General features: G+C 27.7%; 22 protein-coding genes and 2 pseudogenes. 16 read left to right on the top strand and 8 right to left on the bottom strand.

The genetic code is table 11. The annotated features are described in order from the left end of the window. Window positions 1-403 (top strand): L-lactate permease (locus LLF98_RS00825; RefSeq protein WP_291699879.1); only part of this gene is annotated, 403 nt, incomplete at its 5' end. A 404-nt stretch (window positions 404-807) separates the two neighbouring features. Here the strand turns inward: LLF98_RS00825 and LLF98_RS00820 are convergent. Next, window positions 808-1,364: pseudogene (locus LLF98_RS00820) on the bottom strand (hypothetical protein). Between the two features lie 63 nt (window positions 1,365-1,427). Then, window positions 1,428-1,613 (bottom strand): hypothetical protein, encoded by a 186-nt coding sequence (locus LLF98_RS00815; RefSeq protein WP_291699877.1) that lies wholly within the window; start codon window positions 1,611-1,613, stop codon window positions 1,428-1,430. Between the two features lie 325 nt (window positions 1,614-1,938). Between LLF98_RS00815 and LLF98_RS00810 the strand changes: the two genes are divergently transcribed. After that, window positions 1,939-2,106 (top strand): hypothetical protein, encoded by a 168-nt coding sequence (locus LLF98_RS00810; RefSeq protein ID WP_291699875.1) that lies wholly within the window; start codon window positions 1,939-1,941, stop codon window positions 2,104-2,106. 464 nt (window positions 2,107-2,570) lie between these two features. On the opposite strand, the gene LLF98_RS00805 is transcribed toward LLF98_RS00810, so the two are convergent. After that, the gene (locus LLF98_RS00805; protein WP_291699874.1) at window positions 2,571-2,699 is read right to left on the bottom strand and encodes a DUF1659 domain-containing protein; all 129 of its coding nucleotides are present in this window, start codon (window positions 2,697-2,699) and stop codon (window positions 2,571-2,573) included. A gap of 564 nt (window positions 2,700-3,263) precedes the next feature. Between LLF98_RS00805 and LLF98_RS00800 the strand changes: the two genes are divergently transcribed. Beyond that, window positions 3,264-3,962, top strand: a complete 699-nt coding sequence (locus LLF98_RS00800; protein WP_291699872.1) for a hypothetical protein — start codon at window positions 3,264-3,266, stop codon at window positions 3,960-3,962. A 232-nt stretch (window positions 3,963-4,194) separates the two neighbouring features. Here LLF98_RS00800 and LLF98_RS00795 read toward each other — a convergent pair whose 3' ends face one another. Continuing rightward, window positions 4,195-4,329, bottom strand: coding sequence for a hypothetical protein (locus LLF98_RS00795; protein WP_291699881.1), 135 nt, complete (start codon window positions 4,327-4,329; stop codon window positions 4,195-4,197). Between the two features lie 457 nt (window positions 4,330-4,786). Between LLF98_RS00795 and LLF98_RS00790 the strand changes: the two genes are divergently transcribed. Both LLF98_RS00790 and LLF98_RS00785 read left to right on the top strand, forming a co-directional pair. Further along, window positions 4,787-5,710 (top strand): DEAD/DEAH box helicase family protein, encoded by a 924-nt coding sequence (locus tag LLF98_RS00790; RefSeq protein WP_366512056.1) that lies wholly within the window; start codon window positions 4,787-4,789, stop codon window positions 5,708-5,710. A 447-nt stretch (window positions 5,711-6,157) separates the two neighbouring features. Further along, window positions 6,158-7,291 (top strand): CAP domain-containing protein, encoded by a 1,134-nt coding sequence (locus LLF98_RS00785; RefSeq protein WP_291699870.1) that lies wholly within the window; start codon window positions 6,158-6,160, stop codon window positions 7,289-7,291. Between the two features lie 154 nt (window positions 7,292-7,445). Here the strand turns inward: LLF98_RS00785 and LLF98_RS00780 are convergent, their stop codons facing one another. Continuing rightward, window positions 7,446-7,688, bottom strand: a complete 243-nt coding sequence (locus LLF98_RS00780; RefSeq protein WP_291699867.1) for a hypothetical protein — start codon at window positions 7,686-7,688, stop codon at window positions 7,446-7,448. A gap of 156 nt (window positions 7,689-7,844) precedes the next feature. Between LLF98_RS00780 and LLF98_RS00775 the strand changes: the two genes are divergently transcribed. From LLF98_RS00775 to LLF98_RS00760, 4 genes are all read left to right on the top strand, one after another. After that, window positions 7,845-10,538 (top strand): PAS domain S-box protein, encoded by a 2,694-nt coding sequence (locus LLF98_RS00775; protein WP_291699865.1) that lies wholly within the window; start codon window positions 7,845-7,847, stop codon window positions 10,536-10,538. A 395-nt stretch (window positions 10,539-10,933) separates the two neighbouring features. After that, window positions 10,934-12,178 (top strand): MFS transporter, encoded by a 1,245-nt coding sequence (locus LLF98_RS00770; protein ID WP_291699863.1) that lies wholly within the window; start codon window positions 10,934-10,936, stop codon window positions 12,176-12,178. 403 nt (window positions 12,179-12,581) lie between these two features. Next, window positions 12,582-13,337, top strand: coding sequence for a DnaJ domain-containing protein (locus LLF98_RS00765; RefSeq protein WP_291699861.1), 756 nt, complete (start codon window positions 12,582-12,584; stop codon window positions 13,335-13,337). Window positions 13,338-13,359: 22 nt separating this feature from the next. Continuing rightward, a complete protein-coding gene (locus LLF98_RS00760) occupies window positions 13,360-14,334 on the top strand; it encodes a tRNA-dihydrouridine synthase family protein (RefSeq protein WP_291699859.1) in 975 nt (324 codons plus the stop codon). Window positions 14,335-14,598: 264 nt separating this feature from the next. Here LLF98_RS00760 and LLF98_RS00755 read toward each other — a convergent pair whose 3' ends face one another. Together LLF98_RS00755 and LLF98_RS00750 are read right to left on the bottom strand one after the other, a co-directional pair. After that, window positions 14,599-16,623, bottom strand: a complete 2,025-nt coding sequence (locus tag LLF98_RS00755) for an AMP-binding protein (protein WP_291699857.1) — start codon at window positions 16,621-16,623, stop codon at window positions 14,599-14,601. A 319-nt stretch (window positions 16,624-16,942) separates the two neighbouring features. After that, window positions 16,943-17,113, bottom strand: coding sequence for a hypothetical protein (locus LLF98_RS00750; protein ID WP_291699855.1), 171 nt, complete (start codon window positions 17,111-17,113; stop codon window positions 16,943-16,945). 394 nt (window positions 17,114-17,507) lie between these two features. Between LLF98_RS00750 and LLF98_RS00745 the strand changes: the two genes are divergently transcribed. From LLF98_RS00745 to LLF98_RS00730, 4 genes are all read left to right on the top strand, one after another. Then, window positions 17,508-17,885, top strand: coding sequence for a DUF86 domain-containing protein (locus LLF98_RS00745; RefSeq protein WP_291699853.1), 378 nt, complete (start codon window positions 17,508-17,510; stop codon window positions 17,883-17,885). Window positions 17,886-18,340: 455 nt separating this feature from the next. Beyond that, window positions 18,341-18,637: a hypothetical protein gene (locus LLF98_RS00740; RefSeq protein ID WP_291699851.1), complete on the top strand. Its 297-nt coding sequence runs from the start codon at window positions 18,341-18,343 to the stop codon at window positions 18,635-18,637. An 87-nt stretch (window positions 18,638-18,724) separates the two neighbouring features. Further along, complete coding sequence (locus tag LLF98_RS00735) at window positions 18,725-20,659, top strand: Cache 3/Cache 2 fusion domain-containing protein (protein ID WP_291699849.1); 1,935 nt, start codon at window positions 18,725-18,727, stop codon at window positions 20,657-20,659. A 293-nt stretch (window positions 20,660-20,952) separates the two neighbouring features. Beyond that, window positions 20,953-21,825 carry a S8 family serine peptidase gene (locus tag LLF98_RS00730; RefSeq protein WP_291699847.1) on the top strand — a complete coding sequence of 291 codons (873 nt, stop codon included), beginning with the start codon at window positions 20,953-20,955 and terminating at the stop codon, window positions 21,823-21,825. A 22-nt stretch (window positions 21,826-21,847) separates the two neighbouring features. Here LLF98_RS00730 and LLF98_RS00725 read toward each other — a convergent pair whose 3' ends face one another. Then, window positions 21,848-22,726, bottom strand: coding sequence for a LysR family transcriptional regulator (locus tag LLF98_RS00725; protein ID WP_291699845.1), 879 nt, complete (start codon window positions 22,724-22,726; stop codon window positions 21,848-21,850). Between the two features lie 136 nt (window positions 22,727-22,862). Between LLF98_RS00725 and LLF98_RS00720 the strand changes: the two genes are divergently transcribed. The 3 genes and pseudogenes from LLF98_RS00720 to LLF98_RS00710 all read left to right on the top strand — a co-directional run. Further along, window positions 22,863-23,795, top strand: a complete 933-nt coding sequence (locus LLF98_RS00720) for a 2-dehydropantoate 2-reductase (protein WP_291699843.1) — start codon at window positions 22,863-22,865, stop codon at window positions 23,793-23,795. A 566-nt stretch (window positions 23,796-24,361) separates the two neighbouring features. Beyond that, window positions 24,362-24,526 carry a hypothetical protein gene (locus LLF98_RS00715; protein WP_291699841.1) on the top strand — a complete coding sequence of 55 codons (165 nt, stop codon included), beginning with the start codon at window positions 24,362-24,364 and terminating at the stop codon, window positions 24,524-24,526. Further along, window positions 24,483-24,734, top strand: a pseudogene (locus LLF98_RS00710) (IS200/IS605 family accessory protein TnpB-related protein); the annotation flags it as partial. The gene LLF98_RS00715 and the pseudogene LLF98_RS00710, both read left to right, overlap by 44 nt.

The following is a 24,734-nucleotide window of genomic DNA, read 5'->3' as shown; positions in this document are numbered from 1 at the left end:
AGCTATGGCAAAAATAATGGGTTACAGTGGAATGATTACAACCATAGCAGTTGTACTTGTAGCTGCTACAGGAAGTTTTTATCCGATAATTTCTCCAATGATAGGTGGACTTGGAACCTTCGTTACAGGTAGCGATGTATCGGCAAACGTATTATTTGGCGGATTACAGGTTGAAGTAGCAAAATCAATTTCAATCGATCCATATTGGTTAGCGGCAGCTAATACCTCTGGAGCTACAGGTGGTAAAATGATATCTCCTCAAAGTATTGCAATTGCAACAGCAGCTACTGGTCTTTCAGGAGCAGAAGGAAAGATATTAGGAACAACAGTTAAGTTCTGTATAGGTTATGTAATTGTTATTGGATTAATAACTTATTTTGCATCATCGTTAATGATTTTCTAGAGATAACATTAATGAATAACATCAAGCTAGGCTTCGATGTAAAGAATATATTAAACCCAGGAAAAGTGTGCAAATAAAATTTGGGATTACCTAAAATAAAACTCCGTTGAAAGTAACGGAGTTTTATTTGTTCTATAAGAAATTATAATAAAGTCAAATCTGTGAATAACTCTTAGATATATTACAAGCACTTAGTCTGCGAAGCAGATTTAAATATAGACAAATAATGAACAATTTAATTTTAACAAAAGAATTCCTCCGTCAATACCTAATAATACAGTATTGATTATAGAGGAATTTTGCTTCATTTCTTATTTTCTGAATATTTATTATTTGCTTTTTCCAACTTATCCAAGCTTAACTTTATGACATTGTCCCAGGGGGATGGCTAAAAGAATTTGTAATTAATAATTTATTTTTCCATATATATTTTTCATTTTCTCAATTTCAGCCATTAACTGATTTAAACGTAACTCTAGCGTCTCTATTTTATCATCTTTATTTTCGCTAGATTTTATATTCTGATCAGAATTTGAGTTATTTTCTTTACTTTTAGTTGAGCTAGTGCTTTGAGTAGTATTTGTGGTGCTACAAAATGGATTAGATACATTATAATATATAGGATTAAAATATCCTCCTGGTCCTCCTTGAAAGTATTGTTGTTGAGCATTATATGTTAAAATTGCTTGGCCAACTAGTTCCAACCAGTTTCCCAGTGCATTTTTAACATTAAAAGGAATACTTCCAGCTACTATATTTCAAGTATTTCTCCTATTACAATGAACAACTCAGGATCTAAAGATTGAAATCAATTTGGTATATCATTACATCCAATATTACAAGATTTATTTGTTGCATTATTGTTACTTGTTTCATTTGTATTATTACTACCCTTATGACAATTAGTATATCCACAAGCTCTTGCTAAATCTTCAAAGCTACTCCATCCTTTGAATTCCAAAGTACCCTCTTATTATTATATAAGTGCTTTCTTTATTATATTATTTTCTTTTTAGAACTGTTACTATTGAAAAGAATGTATTTTCTTAGATAAATACATAGCCCATGTAAACTTTATTTGATAATTTTTTATATCATCTATAAGTTCTCCAGAAAACATTAGCTCTTCTTGATTTTCTAACATTTCTAGAGTTTTATTTAAAGTTTTTTCTATATGTTTCTCATCTTTTTTAGATAATTGTTGTTGCAATCCATTAATAGCAGGCAGTATTACAATATCTGTTTTTCCTAAAAGAAAGTCAACTCACTCCTATCTTTAGGCATATTGAAAAAATAACAAGTTAATATGCTAGTTTATCTCTTATATATAATTAATTATAAACCAAGAAAATATTGCAGAAATGCTAAGAATTACATTAACAACTTACAGAATACTATATAAAGTTAGTTTGTCCAGTACCTGAGAAAATACACTAGAGAACAGGAGGAAAAAAAGTAGAGTTTGTACTAAATAATTTGTGTCAAATTTAATAACAAATGAATACAATAATATGAATTTCTATATAGGTGATTATATGAAAAGAAATAGAAAAATAACAGTAGAAGTTGAGGGGACTATAACGGATGAAATGAGAAGAGAATACCATCATATTTTAGCAGATTCAATAGTAGCTCAATATGGTGTAGGGGCAGCAAAACAAATTTTAGAAGGATTGAAGAAAGAAGGGCTTAAATACTTATGATAGCAGGCAGAAATAATTTAAAGCCAGTGAATCAAAAGAAAAATTAATTAAACGTATTAATGCAGAATTTGGGAAACTGAGAGAAAAAGTTAAAAAGAGAAATTTGTATGTATACAAATTTGAAAGAGAATGAAATTATGAAAGCAACAGGAGTAACATTAATGAAGTGATAGATGAAAAATTATTTAAGATGATTACGAGCCCTTTATATTTTTCTAACATGAATTGGCAAAAGCAAAGAGAAATTCTTCTAGATATTATAGGAAACATAAGTGAAGAAAATGTAATCAACTATAATTCAAAGCGTAAGCCCCTATTAAAAGGGGCTTACAATGAAAGAATGAGTGGAATAAATTTTAATTTACATTTTATTATATGCAGGTTTTTCAAATAATATTCAAAAGAGGATGTGATCGCTTGGAAGAAAAGAAATATTATTGGCTTAAATTTAAAGAAGATACAATTCAATCATCAACATCATTTCTTAAATTCGAGAAACTTTTCTTAGTGTAAATCAGATCACCAGCAACGTCATTACTTTTTTGAACTTCAATAGTAAGAGAAGTTCCATTTACAATTTTAGTTACAGCCATTTGCTTCACCTTCCTTTCATTTTGTTTTCATAGAGGATATATGACTAATAATAGATTATTACATACTTAGTAGAAGAAAATTATGAGAATTTATTTAGATAGCAAAAAAGCTATCTATTGATTAAATATGGGTAGGACAGAATATTTTATTTAATAGAACAAAAAGAGATAGTATAGGGGGAGTACTAATACTATCTCTTTTCATTATAAGTTATCATGTCATCATTATGATTATTGTCAATAAGTAATTATAATATACAAATTTGCTATTTTATTTTGTGGAGTATTAACGCGTTATTTTTACTTGAAAATTTTATGACCAAGACAATTATATGTTAACCAAGGTGAGATAATGATATAACATATATAGCACATCTTTATATCGGTCAATATAATAATTATTATGTAAACTAAACTATAAAAAAATTAGTTGGTGCGGAAATAAATCTTAGTACACCTACAACCAATGCAATAGACTTATAAAAAGAATAATTTTATTTAATGGATAATATTAAAATCATAAAATATTATGCTTATTAATATATTTATATTGAGGTGAGTATTATGATATATAAATCAGGAACTTTGGGAACGTATGAAGCTTATGATTATGTAAAAGCGATGATTGGTAAGATGGGGAATATTAAAGAATTCAAATCATTTTGTAATGATACAGATCCATATTTTGAAATTGAAGATGGGTACAAACAATATTATCATCTAATATTAACAGATGACAGAAAAAATGAATTTTGGATTGATACCAATTGTGGATATCAAGGAACAGGACCTAGTTTTACAAAACAAATTTTGCAATTAATTGGTGCAAGAGAAAATTATAATGTTGATGAAAAGAAAATAATACATGAAAAGAATTTAGAGTTAAATAATGATCTAAATGTATTAGTAGTACTTAACGATTTCTACAATACTAAGGAAGAATCTAAAGTTTTATTTATGTTAGAAGCTACATTTAATAATGCTGCGTTACGTTTTAAAACGTTTTCAGCTTTGGAGACATTAGGAGAATTATATTGTAATAGTGTTAAGGATCAAAAATTTAATAAATATTTTGAGCATTATAATTATATAGATAATAGTTGTGGGCAGTATAAAGTTAATAATATACTATTCATTAATAAATATTTAAAAAATATATCTATAAATCATTTAATAGAAATGTTAAAGACAATGTTTGTAGGTATATGTGGAGATTTTGCAGAAATAAATTTTAAAGTTATTAATGAACAAATTATAGAATAATAGCTTACGTATAATAAATATTTAAAGACAATAAACATTAGGCACATTCAAAAAAATAACAAGTCAGTATACTAGTCTATTTTGTATCATACTTCGTCAGCATGTTCGCCTAATAGCCCACTATGAGGCAAACATACCTCCTTGTCTGATGCAAAATATACATTTGCATCTTTGACTTGTTATTTTCTTTCACGTGCCCTATATCAAGAATAATAATGTTTATTGCCTTTATTTACGCCACTTTGTGAGAATCATCATTAGATCCATCATTATCTATAACAACTCCAAGCTTTGTTGATATTATGGCATTTAGCTTTTTAATTGATATTGATAAGACATTAATTTGTTTCTCTAATTTCATATTCATTTAAATTATTAATTGCCAGCTTTAAAGATTCACAATCACATTTATCACAAAAACTAGCTCTTCTTTAGATAATGCATCACTGTTCTTAGATTTTATAACTAAATCTTCAATGTATTCATAATTCATATATGACCCTCCCTAGAATTTCTTTTAAATCATATTTAAAATCTATATGTAGTAGATTTTAAAAAATAACTTCTATATATAGTATATATGGTTGAGATGAATATATCTTATATAATAAATTAATTAATTTAAAAGGTAGCAATCACAGAACAATAAATAGTTTAGTGATTGCTACCTTTTACTTTTCATGAAATCAATATATATATCCATATTATGGTAATATATGAATAACATAAAAGAAATAAGGCTATAATTTTTAGTAAAAATATGGCATGGATAGTATAAATAGTGATATATTTAGATGAGAGTATTTGAATATAAGGGTGATATTATGGGGAACTTCAAGTTTCTTGAAGAAAAATGGCCAATGTTATACAACTTGGGAGAAGCAGCTGAAAGTACTCAAGATAACAAAGAACTTATTGAACAATTTAAGAAGAGAGAAAAAGAATTAGAAAGTGAACTTAACTCTTTAAGAGAATCTCAAAAAGCAAAATCAGAGCAAGAATTAAAAATAGAGACAAAGGAAAGAAAAGATCGTGGAAAAATTGCGTCTAGTAAGATAGAATTATCTGAGGCTGAAACTCGTAATATTATAGATGAACAGCTTAGAAGTGCAGGATGGGAAGTTGATACTAAATTTCTTAGATATTCTAAGGGGACAAGACCTCAAAAAAATAAGAATATCGCTATAGCAGAGTGGCCTACATATTCAGAAGAAAAAGGAAATGGTGCTGCTGATTATGCATTATTTATAGGACTTAAATTAGTTGGAATTATTGAAGCTAAAAGTGGAGTTCACTTTTTAGATTGTAGAAATAGTGAAAACCATCCAAAGGCATTACAAGGTTGGTATTCACCAGAAAAACTTAATAATTTATTAGAGCAAGATATTCATAAGGAAAATGAAAGCTTGGATGAATTAGATTTTGATTTCCTGCAAGATGAAAATGGTGTTGGTTTAAGGTATTATCAAGTTGAAGCTATTAAGGTAGTTGAAGAAGCAATAAAAAGAGGAGATAAAAGTGCTCTTGTGGCTATGGCTACAGGTACTGGAAAAACAAGGACTGTGCTCGGATTAATATATAGATTATTAAAGACTAAAAGGTTTAAGAGAATATTATTTTTAGTTGATAGAACAGAACTCGGAACACAAGCTTTGGATACATTCACAGAAGTTAAAATAGAAGATTTGAAAACTTTAAATGAGATTTACAATATAAATGGATTAGAAGATAAGAATATAGAAAAATAAACAAAAATACACATTGCAACAGTACAAGCTTTAGTAAAAAGATTACTTTATAGTGATGATGAAAAGAATAAACTAAATAAATAGAGTTCTACTTTAGGCTTTTTATAGCAACTTAATTACTTCGTTTTTCAGCAACATCCCAAAGAAAAACATCAATTTTAAAAAATACTTTTAAAGAGTGATATTAACTTTTATAGAGTATATTTAAAAATAAACATAGGGGGTTATCCTTTGCACTACAAGGGTTTGGATAATATTGTGGTGCATAACGAAAAAAACAAGAGCATAAAGGAACTTATCATAGTTAATATCATTTAGTGGAATTAGTTCAAGGATTGTTGTGTTGAATAATGTCGAAAACATGATAGTATAGAGACATGGACTTGCTCGAAAGAGAAAATAAATGAAAGCAAGAAACCAAATAAAACACACAAAGGAGAAAAACTAATGAAGAAAGCATTTCTAAAAAAGATGGTGTTAGCAGTTATTGCAACTACATCAATTAGTACTTTATCAACATTAGGAGTATCTGCAGCAACTAATAATTCAACAGCTAATAATTTTTACAATTCAATTTTAAATAATAAATCAAAAGCTGGTTGGGTTTGTGATAATGGAACTTGGTACTACTATAATACAGCAGGCGATGTAAAGACTGGTTGGATTAATGATAATGGCAGATGGTATTTCTGTGATAATACAGGAGCAATGCAAACAGGCGTGATTAAAGTTAATGGTAAAACTTATTGCTTAAACGCAGCTGGTGCAATAGAAACTGGAAATGTTGCAGTAAATAATAAAACATATAAATGCTCTTTAAATGGACAAGTTGCAGGAACTAAAATTCCAACAAGCGATAAAATATTTGACTCAAATAATAATGTAATAAAAGATAACAATCAAAATTCTACAGTAAGTAATTCAAATAATAATCAAGATACAACAAATACAGGAACTATTACTAATACAACTACAGAAAGTAATACTAACACAGGAACAACAACTACTACTGGAAGTACTACAAGTACAGGAAACACAACTAGTACAGGACTTGATACTAATGTAGGAAATACAAATAACGTAGGAAATACAGCTAATTCAGGAACTACTGAAAGTACAGGAAGTAATACTAATACAAATGCAAATTCAGCAGATGTACAGGGGTTACCTCAATTACCAACAACTTATTCTATAAATGTACAAGCTACTGCTGAAAATAAGATTCTTGAATTAATGAACGCAAAAAGAGCAGAAGCTGGTTTACAACCACTGACATTAGATAATACTTTAGTACAAGTGGCGAGATATAAGAGTGACCACATGATACAATATAACTATTTTGACCATGTAACTCCACAAGGAACTAAATATACAGATTGGTTACAAGCAGTAGGGTACGAGTATACTGCAGCAGGGGAAAATATAGCATATAACACTTATGACGCAGTTGAATTATTCAATCAATGGTGGAATTCACCAGGTCATAGAGCAAATATGATGAATGCTTCATATACTAAGGTTGGTATTGGAGTTGTTCAAGGAAACGGGAAATTTATGGGAACGCAAGAATTCTCAAATTAGGGATTTGAATGTCCCTTAGTAATATGAAGGAATAAGTTCACTTAGAAATTTATAAATGGTAGGTTGCATCAATTTCTGCACAATCCTAAGATACAAGGGACAAGCAGGAAATGGAATAGCCTACCATTTAGGCGTTAAATATTATCTTTGGGAATTATGCTTTTTTGCTCACAATTACGGTTTGGACGTATTTGTGAGCGTATTTTTTAGCTTTTTTTAATATATTTTCCAACATTCTCTTTACAGAAATAGGCTTTGCAAGCATAGTTGTTATCTTTTTTAATACTTCACTCAAAATGAAATTTCTATTTGCTTGATATTCTGATTTTAAATTTTTGTTTTGATTATCATCTACTATTGCAGTATCAACATCCTTCTTTATAAGTGATGCAAGCATAAATAAATAGATGCATAAAATATTCTATATGATTCTGAAAAGTATAAAAAAGTTATGCGTAAATGTTTACATAGTATGAAAAAAATGATAAAATGTTATAAAATATTTTATTAAAGGAAAATAACTACATATGATTAAATAAAGGGGAATTACAACATGAGATACACTTTGAAAAGAGCCCTTGAAAATCCATTTTTATATAGTAAAAATAAAATAGTTACTGATATAAATGAACAATTTGAAAATATAACCGGATATACCAAAAAAGAAATAATAGGAAAATCACTTACAGAAATAAGTAAAATGTTAAGAATAGATTCTCAAATATATCTTGAAAATATAGATGATAAATATGAGTGCTATCTGTTTACTAAGAAACATGAGTCAAGAGAGGTTATAATCTCTTGTAGGAGTTTAGAGTCTAATAATGAAAAAATTTATTTCTTTAAGGAAAAACTAAACTCTAGAATTGAAGATATATTTCCCTATGCATCAAGTCTTATCTCAGATAATGAGATTGGAACTGCAATTTTTAGTGTTAATGACGAAATTATGCTGAAAGTTAATGAAAAGTTTTTAGCATTTATGGGCGCTTCAAATAATGAAGTTGAAAGTAAGATAGGTAAAGCCTTAGAAGAAATATCAACTGAATATAATGGAAGCAACTTTAAAAAGATGTTTTTAAATGTTATTAGAACTGGAAAAGCTTTTTCTTTAAAGGAAGTCAAATGTGAGAATCTTGAAATGGGAGACACATACTGGGATATATCTATTGTTCCAATATATATATCAGGAAAAGTAAAATATATAATTAATACTTTTTATGATATAACTGAAAAAATATTATCCAGAAAAATTATTGAAGAAAAAAACAAGAGATTAGAAGCTATTATAGAAAATATGTCTGATGTATTATATATAATAGATAAAGATTATAATATAACATATTTAAATAATGCTTCAAGAGGAATATATGGAGGTGTCTCCATAAAGAAAGCGTATACTCTATTAAAATATAATAAGTATTATGATGATGAGGGGAATTTGTTAACCTTTGAGAATCTCCCTGCAGTAAGGGTTTTAAAGGGTGAAAAGTTAAAGGACTATAGATACACTTCACATAGTCCTGATGGTATATATCATATTAGTTTTAGTGGAAGTCCTAAGTATGACAACAGTGGTAATGTAATAAAGGCTGTAATTTGCTCTCGTGATATTACAGAACAGGTAAATAGAGATAAAATGATAAAACAACAAAAAGAAGAGTTGGAAGTTATTTTAGAAAATATGTCAGATGGTTTGTTTATTATAGATAAAGAAAATACTTGTATCTTAGCTAATAAATTAGCTAGAGATATTCTTTTAATTTCATCTGAAAATCGTAGTTTAAAAGATTTACACGAGCAAATTGAATTTTTAGATGCTAAAGGAAATTTGGTTGGTCATGAAGATCTCCCATCTAGCAAAATAATGAGGGGAGAAAGAGTTTTTGCACAGAGGTTTACCGTTAAACAAAAGGATAAAGTAATTTATATTGAAGTAAATGCTACTCCTATATATGATAAAGAAGATAATTTTGTTGCAGGTATAGTATGTTTACATGATATTACAGAACAGATAAGTAAAGATGAATTAATAAAAATGCAAAAAGATGAATTGATAAGAATTCAAAATGATCAACTGGAAACTATCATAGAAAATATATACGATTGTTTAGTGGTTTTTAACAAGGATGGCAATATCATAAAACATAGCAAAACAATAGAAGACTACATTAAAAATCATTCAGAAATTACAACTATTGATGATTATTTTAGACATATTGAAGTATCTGATTTGGATGGAAACTCATTTTCAGAAGAAAATTCACTGGTTACAAGGATAGTAAATGGTGAAAAAATGTTAGGGTATAAATTTGCTGCAAAGATTTATAATACTGTCTTTTATTTTGAATTAAATGGTAACCCAATATATGATAGCAAAGAAAACTTTGTTGCAGGAGTACTAATAATTAGAGATATCACCGAAGAAGTAAAATATAAAAATAAAATGGAAGAAACCCTTAAAATTCAGGATGAAGTATTTGCAAATATATCTCATGAACTTAAAACTCCTTTAAATGTAATTTATAGTACTAATCAATTGATTGAGTTATATTTAAAAAATGATTCATTTGAAGCAAATAAAGGAAAGATTTCTAAAAGCTTAAATGTGATTAAACAAAATTGTTATAGATTCTCAAAGCTAATAAATAACATAGTAGACTTATCAAAAATAGATTCAGGATTTTTAAAATTAAGTCTTGTTAATGAAAATATAGTTTGTGTTATTGAAAATATTGTAGAATCAGTATCGGAATATATTAATGGAAAAGGGATAGATATTGTTTTTGATACAAATACGGAAGAAAAAATAATTGCTTGTGACCCTGAAAAGATTGAGAGAATTATTTTGAATCTTATTTCAAACGCAATCAAGTTTACAAATTCAGGAGGTATTATATACATAGACTTAATTGATAAGGGAGAAGTTATTGAGATAGCTATAAAAGATACTGGTGTAGGAATTGATAAAAAACATGAAAATATTATATTTAAAAGATTTTATCAAGTAGATAAATCTCTCACACGTAATGCAGAAGGAAGTGGAATCGGATTATCCGTGGTAAAATCTTTAGTAGAGCTTCATGATGGAAAAATAAGTATAGAAAGTAAGGTTGGTGAAGGCAGTGTGTTTAAAATCGAACTTCCTTCAAGGACTATAGAAAAAGCAGTTATTGATAAAATCATACCTAAAGATAATAAGATTGAAATGATTAACATAGAGTTTTCTGATATTTATTCAATATAAACTATTTAACCAAGAAAAAACACTCAAAAGAGGAATAAAATTAATGATGGAAATAAAAATAGAGATTCCTTGGTGGATTATAAAAGAATAAAAAGAATTTAAACTTAAGACAATATCAAATTGTTTTGGGTTTATTTTTTTTGATTGCGCCTAAGATGAACATTGTATAATAAATGCTATATTGTGAGATAGTATTTCTAGATAAGGCATATGAAAGAAAATAATAAGTCCATGATGCGATGTATATTTCCCGTCAATCAGAGAAGTATTTTTACCTCATAGAGTGGACCTATTAGGCAAAAAGACTGACGCAGTATGACGGGAAATAGACTAGCATGCTGATTTATTATTTTTTTGAATATGCCTAATAGCGACAAATGAAGAGGTGGTTTTTGATGAAAACTTTAAAAAATGATCGTAGCTTATTAATCTTAGGAATTCTATTTCTAGCGTGGACATTTGGCAGCTTTAATAAAATAGCTATCAATGTGGCGGCAATAGCTATATCTAAAGAATTTGGTTTAAATTCAAGTCAAATAGGGCTTATTATGAGTAGTTTTTTTATTAGTTATGCATTTATGAGTCTTATGGGGGGATATCTTGCAGATAAATTTGGATCAAAAAAAGTAGTTACTGCAACTATATTATTGTGGTCAATCTTTACATGCTTTACTGGAGCAGTCTGGTCCTTCACTTCACTTATTGCAATTCGATTTATATGTGGAGCTTCTGAAGGGGGATTTCCTTCTGCAAGTTCAGTGACTATTGCAGAACTTTTCAAAAAAGAAAAACGTGCCAGGGCTAAATCTTTTTTGGTATCATCATCAGCAATTGGAGTAGCGTTTGGAACAATTATTGTATCTAAGTTTACAGTTAACATAGGCTGGAGAAGTGCATTTTGTTTTTTTGGTACATGTGGATTAATAATTGCAGCAGTATTTTTCAAAATATTTAAAAGTACTGGACATGAAGAGGATAAGGATAAAAATAAAACTTTAAATAAAGTATCACTAAAAGAAGTATTAAAAATTTCGATTATATGGAAGTTGACTATTATGGAATTTAGTATAGGTGTCTTTATGTGGGGGATGAATTCTTGGATGCCTTCTTATTGGGTAAAGGTTAGAAATTTAGATATGGTTACTATGGGGAAGCTTTCATCTATACCATGGATTATAACTTTTGTATGTATGAATTTTAGCGGCTGGATTTTAGATAAATTAATGGCAGGACGTGAAAAGGTGTTTTTAAGTATAACATTTGCTATAACAGGGATATTCACTTATCTTATGTATAATGCTGATACTATCTCATTAGCTCTTTTTTACTTAACTGTAACTACAATAGCAATAGGTGTATCATCTACAGCGATCTTCGTTATACCATTGAAATATATGAAAAGAGAATCAATAGGAACAGTAACTGGTATTCTTAATTTTGGACAGCAATTAGCAGGGATTCTTGCACCTTCAATTATGGGGTATATGATTACTATTTTTAATGGTTCTTATATTGCAGTTTTTCTATTTGTAATTTTTACAGTTGCTATATCATTTGTTATATCCCTAACAATTGATACTAATAAAAATGAAAAAAATTCAGCTGATATTAAATTATCATATAGCAACAATAGACGGTAGCAAGGTAAACAGTTTGTTTGCCAAAATCCCTGGGGGATAAAATTTTCTTGACTATAGAGCTTTTCTATTATATTCTAAGTTTTATCTTTTGAACCATCATTAACGAAAAGTATTTTTCATTCTGTTTATACCTCAATAAAAGCAATACTAGTCATCACTATATTTAATTTTCTCCTAGAAGAAAACTAGGTAATGATTACGCTATATTGTTGGTGCAAGAATCTATTTTTAATGTGACTAGAATTTATATAATTTTGCGATGTAAAAGTAAAATTGTAATAGTATAATAGGAGGACAATACTTTAAATTAATTTTAATTTAAAGTATAATATTTTAAGAAGTAATAAGGCACAATCAAGAAAATAATATTACCTATATAATTAGTTTTAAATGGAGAGAAGAAATGACAGATTATTATAAAATATTAGGTGTAGAAAAAAATGCATCAAAAGAACAGATAAAAGAAGCTTATGAAAAACAGGTAGAAAAAATAAAAAAAGAAGTAGTTAATGAAAAACGACTTAATCAATTTTTGAAGATCTTTGATCAGGCATATGAAGCTTTAAATAGTTTAGATGAAAATCAATTGATTGATGAAAATGCAACATTAATTATGAATCCACAAGAAGTTCAAAAAGAACTAGAGGATAATGATAAAAGTAATAATTATATAAATAGATATAATTCCAAAAGCAAAGGAAGAAGTTCTGGTAGAAAAAAGAATGATTTTACCGAAAAAGCAGTTTCAAAAAACAAAGATGATAAAAATAAATTAAATAATAATAAAGAAGAAAAGGATAGAAAACAAAAAGTAGCTGAAAAAAGTTCCGAAAGTAACACTAAACAAATATTTAATTTGATTATGCTGCCATTTAAGATATTAGCTTTACCATTAATAGCAATATTATCAGTAATAATATTATTACTCCAGATCATAAATGTAATTTCATGGATAGCAACTAAACTATTAATCGTTGGATCTATATCTGTAGGAGCTATACACTTATATCAAGTTAAAATGGGACAAGCTATAAATTATAACATATTAATTTTGGCTACTTCAGTATTATTAGCATCATTCTTTTTACCGTATATCTTAAAACTTATGTTAAAAGTTTTAAAAATAATAAATGATGCATTAAAAAGTTTTGTTTTTTAGAATATTTATAAGGGGTTATTAAATGAAATATTATTTAGCACCAATGGAAGGAATTACTGGATACGTATATAGAAACTCTTATGAAAAATTTTTTGATAAATTTGACAAATACTTTACACCTTTTATTGTTCCCAATAAAAGTAGAAGTCTTAAAACTAAAGAATTAGAAGATGTTTTGCCTGAAAATAATAAAGGGATGAATATAGTGCCTCAAATACTTACTAACGATTCAGAAGGTTTTATTACTACTTCTAAAAAATTACAACAATTAGGTTATAACGAGGTTAATTTAAATTTAGGCTGTCCTGTTGGAACGGTTGTTTCAAAAAATAGAGGTTCAGGATTTTTAGCCAAAAGAGAAGAATTGAATACATTTTTAGATGAAATATTTAAAATAGATAATATGAAAATTTCTATAAAAACTAGAATAGGAAAAGATAATCCTGAAGAATTTTATGAGTTAATAAAAATTTATAATAAATATCCTATAGAAGAATTGATTATTCATCCTAGAACACAAAAAGATTTTTATGGAAATAAGCCTAATTTAAAGGTATTTAAAGATGCATTATCTTTAAGCACTAACCCAGTATGCTATAATGGTGATATTTTTACTGTTGATGATTATAATAAATTAATAAAAGCTTTTCCAGAAGTAAAAACAGTAATGCTCGGAAGAGGCATACTAGCTAATCCAGGGTTAATGAATTTGATAAAAAATAATACTAATATAGACAAAAAAGTATTAAAAGATTTTCATGATGAAATTTTAAATAAATACATAGAATTATTTAATGAAGATAGAAATGCAATAAATAGAATGAAAGAAATATTGGGGTATATGATTTATATATTTTCAGATAATAAAAAGTATGTTAAAAACATAAAGAGAGCACAAAAGTTAAATGATTATAATGAAGCTGTTTTAAGCTTATTTACAGAGCAGGAGATCATAGAAGGTGCTGGATTATTTTATAATCAATATTTAAGTTCTTAGACATGAAAAGCTGAGGATTTTCTTTTACATAAGTTTAGAATCATTTAAGAAGGAAAGAGTCTCATTTCATTCAGAACTTGAACGATTAATGCTTTTTTTAATAGGGAAACTGAGTTGATTTTTAATTTATATCATTTTTATCATATCCATTAATAAAAGTTTTTTTAGATAAACTGCTAAAAATAAGAAAAGGGGAGAACGGTGCAGATTTGAATATTTGATTTCCTTAAGAAATTAAAGTATTCAGCCACTACCCGTTCAGTCTTACTTATAATGCAAGCTGCCATTTTGCAATTTCATTAGTAATGCACTTAAGTTGTTAATAGTAGTACATTTATAATATTCTGATGCAGGTATCATTACGTTAAAATTTTCTTCTACATTAGTTAAAAGTTCTATGGTTTCGATACTATCTCCTCCAAGGTCTTCAATAAAGTCAGAATCATCCTTTATTTCTTCTATTGAAATTCCAAGAGTATCTGCCAAATGTTGCCTTAAGATATTTTTTATATTATAAAACTCTAAACTAGCGCTTAATTTAATATTTTGTTGAACCTGTTCAGTTGTTGTTTTCTCTGATGCTTTATCTAATTGTTTTAAATCTAGTTTAATAAATTTTAATTCATTCTCTTCAATAAATTGCTTTAATTTTTGCCTTTGAGCTTTTAGTCCAACAAATTTATCTAAAGGTTCAGTTGATATTAAAACTTTTTGTAATTTTTTATAAACAGGAAGATTACCATTAATTTCATATACATTCTGTGAAAGCTCGTTAATAATATTATTATTGTTATAATTATTTCCAATATCTAAGATTAAAGTAATATTTTCATATTTGTTAGTACTTATAGTTCCAACTATGCATAGATGATGTACATAATTTAATCTATCAAAATGTGCTTCTAGTTCGTCTGGATATACATTTTCTCCAGATTCGTTAACAATTACATCTTTAATTCTGCCATTTAAAATTAAATCTCCATTTTGTATAGAACCTATATCACCTGTAGCAAACCATCCTTCATCATCAATTAATGGTGGGAGAAGGTTTCCTTTTTCTAATCTTCCAGAATGTATAGATTCTCCTTTTATATAAAGCTCACCAGTATTATCATTGCTGATATTTTTAAGTGATACAATTTTATATTTTATAGATTCAAAAGGTTTACCTAAGCAATTAAAAAGCTTTTTATCCATAATATTTTCTAGATTAACAGAAGTGATACCAACCTCTGTCATTCCAAAACCACAGACAACATTAAGTCCAATACCATTTAATAGCTTTAAGGTTTCAGGTAAAACATAACCTCCACCACAAATTAAAAGCTGTAAATCATTACCCAATAGCTTTTTATGAATATTTTTAAATAAAAATTTTATATATTTATTTTCTATTGTGGGGAATTTTGATTGTATATACAAACTGTATTTAAGTAGCTTAAAGAATAAATTTTTCTTTTTAGATTTATTAACTTCATTTAAAATTCCTTTTGCTAGATTGTTCCATAAAAGAGGTACTGCAAAAACATGAGTAACTTTAAGATTTCTACAGGTTTCCCCAATAGCGTTTTTCCCTCTATTTTTAAGATAAATGATTATTTTTCCCGAAAATGAATAAATGAGGTAAACCGATAGAAGACCAAAAATGTGGGAAAATGGTAGAAAAGCCAATACTCGCATTTCTCCATCATTTATTATTAATGAATTAGTCTTAGAGATTTCTTCAATATCTAATAGTTGTTTACTTACAGCATAACCATTATACACATATATTTTAGCAGTTGATGTAGTTCCAGACGTACACAGAGCTATCTCGTTAGCCCAATCTTCGTGAAATTGAATTAAACTAAAAGATTCATCATTTATTAGTTCGTTAGGTTTAATTTGAACAATATTTTTATATTTATTTTTATCTTCATTGCTAATTAATCCAACAGCACCAGCTTCGTTCATTAAATATAAAGTCATTTTTTCATCAATGCGAAAATCTAATAAGAGAGGCTTAAATCCTGACATTAATATAGCCCAAAACAAAATAGGCCACTCGTAACAGTTATCTAATTTAATTCCAATATAAGATCCTTTATTTTGTTTACCTATAACTTTTAAAAGTTTAGAAGATGCAACTTTTGTAAGTTGCTCATATTTTTCATAGGTTATTTCTTTGTTTTCATCATGTTCAGTATAAATTGCCGCAATTTTTTTACTATTTTCACATATTATGCTGAATATTTTTTTTAAGGTGAGTTCTTCTTTTAATTTTAATAACTTTTTATTAACGGAGTCCATAAATCATTCATCTCCTTTTTAACTTAAAAAATATTATATATTTTATTCGGTATTGTTTCATTTAGTTACAAGTTTCAGGAATTTATTGTAGAAGTTTGTATAAAAGAAAATGAGACAAGTTATGGATAAATAGTCAACTATTTTAGCAAGTTTGAAGACATCAATTTAAAAAAATACTTTTAAAGAGTGATATTAACTATATCAGTGAAAAGGATCATAAAGAAATTTATTATAATACTACTTTTTGAACAAGCTTTCCACAAAATAAAAATAAGGGTAGCAAACAATATTTCTACTATCTACTACCCTTCAAAAATAATTACTGAACCTGTAAGAATTCCTTATAAGTTTCTATTTTATCCTCTTTATTCGTCTTTTTTAACCAACTGTTGTATTCTAAAATAGCTTCTTCTACAGTTTTTAATTTAAAATGATTATTCTTTTTCTTTTTCATTTCTACATACATATTAATTTTAATTAGATTTCCCACTTTCTCAACCCCCTTTTACTGAATACAATACAATTTTATGATTACAGTAAACATTGTCATTGTTATGTTTACTAGATTTATGTTCGAATTATTTATATATGTATACAATATCATAATATAATAAAATAGTCCATATTATTTTATTATATTACAGGATAACCTATTGAAAGATAAATTTTTCCGTTTGAATAATATGAATGGTATTTGATTATATATAATGGATTTTTATTTAGTAAATATTGTTTCGCACTAGGTTATCCTGATTATATTATGATAAAAGTTATATTATAGTTCACAAATGCCAAAATTCCCAGGAGGTTTTAAAATTCTCCAGATACGAGTTACTTAAATTATCTCAACATTAAAAGATTAAATAGATCAAAAATTGCTGTTTATGGACATTTGTTTAAATAAATTAAAGAAACTAAGAGCCTTTGATAAGGGGATATTTATAGAGGATTTTACAAAAGTTGATAGTGCTAAATATTTATTGCAGGTAAGTATAGAAGCAATGTTAGATATCTCGAGTCACTTAATTGCTAGAAATAGATGGGGAAAGCCTAAAGATGACAAAGAACATTTTCAAATGTTGTCTGATAATGGTATAATAGACAAGAACGATGTATCAATATATTTTAATATGGAAAAATTCAGAAATAGGATAGTGCATATGTACTTTGACATTAGTGACGACATGATATATGATATTGTTCAGAATAATATTAATGATTTTGAAAGATTTATTGGTAATATTGCAAGGGTAATTATATAATATAAAACTAAAGATAACTACAATAAATTCCTAAATCCCCTAGGGGTTTTAAAATTTTTCAGGTACAAGTTACGTAATTTAATAGACAGGACTTATGCATTTCAATCCAATAATTGGATATAACAATGCCCAAAGCCTAAATTAATTGAACGGATTGTTCTGGAGCATCAGACCTATTACTTATGAGTAAATTAGAATTAGATTTATACAATTATATGCTTAGAATTTATAAGGAAGCAGATAAAGAATATCAGTAGTTAGAACTGTTGGGAGTCTTTCTACATTGTTTAAAGATAATAGGAATGATGCTGTTAGTATAATGAATAAAGTTGCTGAAATTAAAAGTAATGCTGAAATAATTAAAAAGGGTTAGCAATTAAACCAATTAGGAAAATAGATTTACATGGCTTAAAGATAAGTAGTTGCTTATTTAAGTTACGAGAGGAAGGAATAGTATGTCACAAGTAAAACAGGTACTTGAACCTATTTACGATGAAGAATCAAGGATATTAATACTTAGAACATTTCCATCAGTGGAATCAAGAGAAGTCCAATTTTATGATTCAAATTCTAGAAATAGATTTTGGAAAGTAATATCTGAGATTTTTAAACTTTATATGAAATATATATATATTATAGCAAAAAGAGAGATTGTAAAGTTACCTTCAACTAGCCCTGCGAATGCTAAATTTACATTAGTAATCTCCAATATCCTTTTTGTAATGGGTTTAATGCGGAAACATATACCCTAAGTCAAATAGCCGAAAGTGTAGTAGAGATATTTGAGTTTAATTTAGAATTTAACGGACATAATTGACTGAGAAAGAGGTGATTTTTTAATGAAAATAAAATATAAACTTATGATCAGCTATTTGGTTTTAATTGTATTAGCCGTAAGCTTATTAGGCTTTTTAATTGCTAAAAAATCAAATAATGCGATTTTAAATGAGGTGAATGAAAAAAGTAAGCTTTTAACAGAATCAATTGATACAACTCTTAGTGTAAGAAATGATCTGCTTATGGAAAAATCTTACGGAGACTTAAATTTTGCAAATACTTTATTAAATAATTTGGGTGATTTAAAGTTAGATTATAATGAAAATATGAAAGTTGGAGAGTTTAATTTACCAGTTTTATATGCTGGAAATCAAAGGTTATCCGTAGATAATGATATAGTTAACAAGCTTAAACATTCTTATGGTGCTCTTGGAACTATATTTTTATTGCATAATGATAAGCTTATAAGGATTTCCAGTACAATATCTGAAGATGGCAAGAGTATAGTAGGTACGTATATATCCAGTGATTCTAATGTCTATAAAAAAATAATTAGTAATGAAGAATATAGCGGTGATATTATAATAAACGGTAGAGGCTATATAACAAGAATAAAGCCGTTGTTAGATAAAGATAATAAAGTTATAGGGGCAATAGGTATAGCAAATAAAATTCTCAACGAATATTTGGAGGAAACATTAAGCAATATTAAATTAGGAAAAACTGGTTATGCATATGTATTGGACTCCAAAGGCAATGTAATTATTCATACATATGATAAAGGAAAGAATATAAGTGATTATGATTTTGTTCAAAAAATGCATAATGCTAAAAATGGAACAATTGAGTACAATTACAATGGAATTAAGAAGATAGGTTATTATCAGTATTTTGAACCGTGGGATTGGTATATAGTTATTTCGGGTAATTATGATGAATTAAACTCTTCATCCAAATCAATTTTAATAACTACAATAGTTACTGCATTAATAATAATTCTTTTTGGAGGAATTATAGCACTATTGTTGACAAATACTTTAGTAAAGCCGATTAACAAGTTGAAAAACTGTATGGGGATAGCACAGAAGGGTAATTTGGCAATACGCTGCGATATAGATAGTAAGGATGAGATAGGAATACTAGCAAGTAGTTTTAATAATATGCTGGCAGAAAATCAGAGGCTGTTAGAAGAAACAGTGCAATATGATAAGTTAAAAACAGAATTTATTGCTAATATGTCTCATGAATTAAGAACACCTTTGAATATTATATTTTCGACAGCTCAGTTATTTACCGTACTTATAAATAAAGATGAAAGTCTAAATACTTATAAAATAAGAAATTATACAAGCTGTATAAAGCAAAATTGTAACAGATTATTAAGATTAGTAAACAACTTAATTGATATGACAAAAATTGATTCTGGATATATGAATCTAGAATTAAGGAATGAAAATATAGTACAAGTTGCAGAAGAGATAACACAGTCAACTGCTGAATATGTACAATACATGTCGAGAACAATTATATTTGATACAGATAAAGAGGAAAAAGTTATGGCTTTTGATGTAGAAAAACTAGAGAGGATTTTGCTTAATCTAATTTCTAATGCTACTAAATTTACTAATCCAGGAGATAACATTAGTGTTACTTTATACGATAAAGATGATCATGTTATTATTTCTGTAAAAGACACAGGAAGAGGAATTCCTGAAGAAAAACTTTCACAGTTATTTCAAAGATTTAAACAAATAGATCCTTTATTAAGTAGAAGCCATGAAGGCAGTGGTATAGGATTATCCATAGTTAAAGCTCTGGTTGAGATGCATGAAGGAACAATAGCAGTAAAAAGTAAGTATGGAGAAGGCACAGAATTTATAATATGCCTACCTGCTAAGGTTATTCCAGGAGAGGTTAATATGAATATTAAAAGCGATTCTACAAATCAATTAAATGTTGATAAGATCAGTATCGAGTTTTCAGATATTTATAGCTAAGCCCCTCGAAACTAGTATATGAAAGAATAATTTCACTTAAAAATTTATAAATGGTAGGTTGTACCAATTTCTGCACAATCCTAAGGCACAAGGGATAAACAGGAAATGGAATAGCCTGCCATTTAGGCGTTAAATATAACAAAAGCACTTAGAACTGGTGAAAGCCTACTTAAAAGTTTACCTGTTTCTATAAGATTAATAAAAAATCTGTACAATAATATATTGTTATGTGATAGACTAATTTCGTGGGAAATAATACAAAAAAATATTAAATTTGGAGAGGAATGACCTAAATGATTAAATTAAAAAAAAGTACAAGCCTTATAGTTGTGTTAGCCTTAACTTTGACTACGGCAACATCTTTAATTGCTACAGAAAAAGTTAATGCTCAAACTACTACAACAAACTCTAATAAGAAAGTTATAGTTTTGTTAAAAGATAAATCTAATACAAAAGATAAGAGTTTAAAACTAAAAGCTAAAGGAAAATCTGTTAAAGAACTTGATAATGTAAAGTCTATAATAACTACATTAAATGATAGTGAAATAAATGATTTAAAAAAAGACCCTAATGTTCTTAGTATAGAGGAAGATAGTAAAGTATTTGCTGTGCAAGATGTAGAAACAACTGATTGGGGTATTACCAAAGTTGGTGCTGAAAAATCTTGGATTTCTGGATACACAGGTGCAGGTGTAGATATAGCTATAATTGATACAGGAGCTAATTCATCTCATTCAGACCTTGTAGGAGCAGTAGTTGGTGGAATTTCTGAAGTTGATTATACATCTTCTTATCAAGATGATAATGGTCATGGTACTCATTGTGCAGGTATTATTGGTGCAAGACAAAACGGAACTGGAATTGTTGGAATTGCTCCACAATCTTCAATTTATGCTGTTAAAGCATTAGATAATAATGGCTCAGGGTACAACTCTGATATTATTGCTGGAATTGATTGGGCTATTGGACAAGGTATAGATATCATAAGTATGAGTTTAGGCTCTTCCACTAGTTCAATAGCCCTACAAAATGCTTGTGATACTGCTAATAATGATGGTATCTTAGTTGTAGCTGCTGCTGGAAATACTGGTTCTGCAAAAGTATCTAAGTTTTTAAGTAGGGACCACATTATTCCAAATACTTTGTTTTTATCACCAGTTTCTTAATAAGTTTGTGAAATTTCAAATATTATACCTTCCAACGATTTACAGTATTAACAATGTGATCAAACATTTTCTTTACAGCAGGTGTCATGAATATTTGATTTAAAGCAGTTATTCCTATGATTCTATATTCACGAGGTTCTATTCTATATACATCTACGTTATGATTTTGGTTTTTCATCACTAGTTCTGGCATAATGCAAATCCCAAAACCACTTTCAACCATTGCAATAGTAGATTGATCATCAACTACATGACACGTAGAAAGAACATTCAGTTCATATTTATGAAAAAAATTATTAATGTCGGCATCACAACCTTCTCCTTGAGAAACAAAGCTTTGTCCTCTTATATCGTCAATAGTTATATAGCCTTTATTTTGCGGGCAAAAGCTTTTTGGAACTACGCATACAAGGGGATCTTTATATAATGGTGTAATTTGCAAATTAGCTGCACTTGATGTAGATAAAAAACCTATATCCACTAATCCATTTTTAATCCAACCTGAAACGTCATTATAATTTCCTTGGTATAACTCTATAGAAATATTAGGATATAACTCTTGAAATGAATTTACAATGTGTGGTATCCAATTTGTGCATACGCTATTAAAGGTACCGAGTTTTATAATTCCTTTTTCTAGTCCGTTTAATAGGGCAATTTCTTGCTTTAAATGTTCCTCACTATTAAGAATTTTTTGTATATGAGGTAGCAGATTCTCTCCATATCCAGTTAATTGTATTCCAGTTTTATTTCTGATAAAAAGAGGGAACCCCAATTGTTTTTCTAAACTGGAAATAGAGTGGCTTATAGCAGAGGGGGTTAAATGTAAAATTTCAGAAGCACGCTGAAAACTATTTTGCTCTACAACAGTTTTAAATATTTGATATGATGGTAATGACATAATTTAAACGCATCCTTTCAACAAATATATGAAAAATATTCAACTTAAGAATGAAAATAATGAATTGTACTTATGTAAGTAATGATAATATAATGGGTTAAAACAGTCAATAAATATATATATGGAGGTAGATATTATGAGGATTGCAGTTTTAGGTGCTGGGGCAATGGGAAGTCTTTATGGGGCATATTTATCTCGTTATAATGAGGTATATATGATTGATGTAAATAGCAAAATTGTAGATTGCATTAATCAAAGAGGTCTAGTTATATATGAAAAAGAAGAAAATAAAGATGTTATATTTCCTGTTTCAGCTGCTACTAGTTCAGAAGATTTAGGAATAATGGATATGATAATTGTTTTTGTAAAAAATATATATACTATGTCTGCTATGGAAAAAAACAAAAGTTTTATAGGAGAAAACACACTGGTTTTAACGCTACAAAATGGCGCTGGGAATGATAGGGACTTGGAGAAATTTGTTAAAAAAGAAAATATTATAATAGGTACAACAGAACATAATTGTGTAAGCTTAGAACCAGGACGTATTTCACATAATTCAAGTGGAATAACTAATATAGGAATGATACTTTATAATAATCACATATTGCAGCAAGTATCAGATATTTTTAAAAGTTGTAGTATCAATACAAAAATCTATGAGAACATTCAAGAAATAATTTGGAACAAGTTATTTATCAATATATCCCTTAATTCTGTTACAGCGATTTTACAATGTAAAGTTGGATATTTACATGAAAATAATGATGCAAGTGAAATTGTTAAAATGATCCTTTCAGAAGCAGTAGATGTTGCAATCGCAGATGGAACTTATTTCAACAAGGATGAAGTAATACAAAAAGTAGAAAAACACATCCAAGATGATTTTTATGATGTTATAACTTCAATGAATCAAGATGTTTTAAATAAAAGGATTACTGAGATTGACCATATTAATGGAGCAATAGTAAGAGCTGCTAAAGAGTATGGCATTCAAACACCCTATAATCAATTTATTGTTCATCTACTTCATGCTATTGAAGGAATGTATACCGTTAAGACATGTTAAATTACTATAAAATAAATAAACTAAAGAAGTCCCAATATCTTAAGAAAAAACAAGATAAAACTATATAGGGTTTCTATTAATATACTTAAGGAAATTATAATCAAGTCAAATAGAGTTAGTTCATTTAGAAATATAAAAATAGACACTAAAGAATTTAATATTATAAATGAAATGTTCTTTATGAGCATAAAAGAAATTCAACAGCTGGCTAATATAAATAATAATGAAACAATATACTATGATTGCAAAAGATATTGTAAAGAAATATTTATATATACGCAATTACAAGCACCTCACTAAGTAAATTTAGTGAGGTGTTTTTATGCTTAGTATTGATACATTTCAGCTTTTGAAAGTTCTGTTTTAATTTAGCGTTTAGAACTATTTGATAATGACCCTTCTTCACCTTTTTCTACTAAATTTATATATGTATCTAATATCATATAATACTATACCAAGGGTATAATATAATCATATTAATTTGACTCAACCCTTAGGGTGGAGTTTATAATAAATAATGTATAAATAACTTGCGATTTAGATATATTTATATTAGAGGTGAAGAAATGGTTAATGATTTAACAAGTGTTGTAACTAGTTTTAGTGCTAGAATGTACGGAGCAAGGTGTGGAAGAAAAATCAAAAAAGATATAGAAAAATCAATAAAAGAATTATCAATAGAAGGGGGTGAGAATAGTAAAAATAACACTGAAAGCAATATTGATAAATGAAACAGATGAACAAAAACAAAAGATTGATAATATGATGCTAGTCTTTTGTACTGCCATAAGATATTCCTTTAAAAGGCTGCTAGAAAATAATATTAAGATAAATGAATTAGAAAAAATAATTTCTAAAAAATATAATCTCAATATTCGTCAAGCAAAAGATGCCGTAGAATCAGCAAGACAAACTATTCTCTCTCAAAAAGAATTAGTA

The sequence above is a fragment of the Clostridium sp. genome (assembly GCF_021372645.1).
GTDB lineage: Bacteria > Bacillota > Clostridia > Clostridiales > Clostridiaceae > Clostridium.
Note: the sequence above shows the minus strand (reverse complement) of the source record. Positions and strands in the feature narration are given on the sequence as shown.